The 1,602-nt window shown below is 41.2% G+C and carries 1 protein-coding gene; it reads left to right on the plus strand.

All coding sequences use genetic code 11. The features are described 5' to 3' along the window. The first annotated feature begins 137 nt into the window (after positions 1-137). On the plus strand, positions 138-1,577 hold the full coding sequence (locus NNC77_RS16420) for an IS4 family transposase (RefSeq protein ID WP_437183299.1): 1,440 nt from the start codon (positions 138-140) through the stop codon (positions 1,575-1,577). Positions 1,578-1,602 lie beyond the last annotated feature (25 nt).

Below are 1,602 nucleotides of genomic sequence, written 5' to 3' on the forward strand. Positions count from 1 at the left end.
ACTAAAGTTTCGCAAGTGAAAATTCACAAGCGTGATTTAACGTAATTTTGGAATAAAAAAGGCTCTGAAGTTTGTATAACTCACAGAAAATGAGTATCTTTACAATCGCTAAACAATAAAGATAAAACTTCAAAGCCGTGAGCAAAGATACAAAAATTATTTCAGATCTGCGAAGCTTTTTCGCAAAAAATGAAGATAATCGTGCAATTAAGTGCATTATGGGTGTGATGAAACATATAAATATACGCTCCAGCCAGATTGGAGTAGAGAAAAAAGAGAACTGCAAGTTCACTACCTTGCAGGTACTCAACCTTCTCATGCTCTTCCCATTCTTCGTAGTCAAGAATGCGAGCCGATACTCCAACTCGTCCTTGAGTAAATTGTTCAATTGTGATAAAGACATGTTCTATCGTTTTATGAATGATGGTAATGTCAAGTGGCGCAAGTTACTATATGCAATGAATCTTCTGCTGATAAAGAAGATATCAAGCAGCACAACTGTTCATCATGACAAGCCGGTTTGTTTGATTATTGATGATACTGATGCACCTAAGACAGGTATGACGACCGAACTCATAGGAAGAATCTGGTCTCATGTTCATCAAAAGAGCATCCTTGGTTATAAGTGTCTGACCATGATGTTGTCCGATGGCGTTAGCCAGCTCTTTCTCGATTTCTCTCTTCATGGTGAGGAGGGAAAGGACAAGCAAAAGGTTCAGGGACTTACTGCTAAGCAACGCAAAGCTCGCTATACCGAGGACCACGAAGGGCAAGCGGTAAAAGAGCGTGTGGATGAATATCTGATGAAGAAGACAGACAAGGCCATAGATATGATCAAGTATGCCATCAAGCGAGGTGTTCGCTTTGATTACTTACTCGTAGATAGCTGGTTTACAAACACTAAGCTTGTGCGTTTCATTTCCAGCAGACATATCAAGTGTCACCTGTTGGGCATGATTAAACTGGGCAAAACCAACTATGCAACGAAGCATGGTAAGATGAATGCCAAGCAAATCATCAAGCACCTGCAAAAGGAAAAGGCATGCAAACACAACAAAATGCTTCGCTGTACCTATTGTACAATGGACGTCAAGTTGGATGGCGTGCCAGTCCGTTTGTTCTTTTGCAAACGAGGACGCAAGGGAAACTGGAATGGGTTGTTGACCACAGACCTTTCTCTTAGCTTCCTTGAAGCGTATCGTATTTATGCCAGACGATGGGCTACCGAAGTTGCATACAAGGATTGTAAGACCTTGCTGAACTTTGGCAAATGCCAGTCTGTACATTTTGCCGCTCAAATTGCTAGCTTCACTTTGACAATGATGCAGTATAACATCTTGTGTACAGTGAAGAGATTTGAAGCGTATGAAACCATCGGCGGCCTCTTTGCTGAGGTTACCAATGACACTCTCGAGTTGTCCGTAACGGACAAGATATGGGCTATCATTTTGGATTTCGTTCTGGAAGCAGCAGAGCGTTACTCTATAGATGCTACAGAGTTGCTGGCAGATTTCATCGAAAGTAATCCTGTTGCCCATACGCTACGTAATATGCATATTTATAAACAAGCAAGTTGATATTTATTCACTTGCGAAACTTTAG

The organism is Segatella copri, from assembly GCF_024330485.1.
Classification (GTDB): domain Bacteria; phylum Bacteroidota; class Bacteroidia; order Bacteroidales; family Bacteroidaceae; genus Prevotella; species Prevotella copri_L.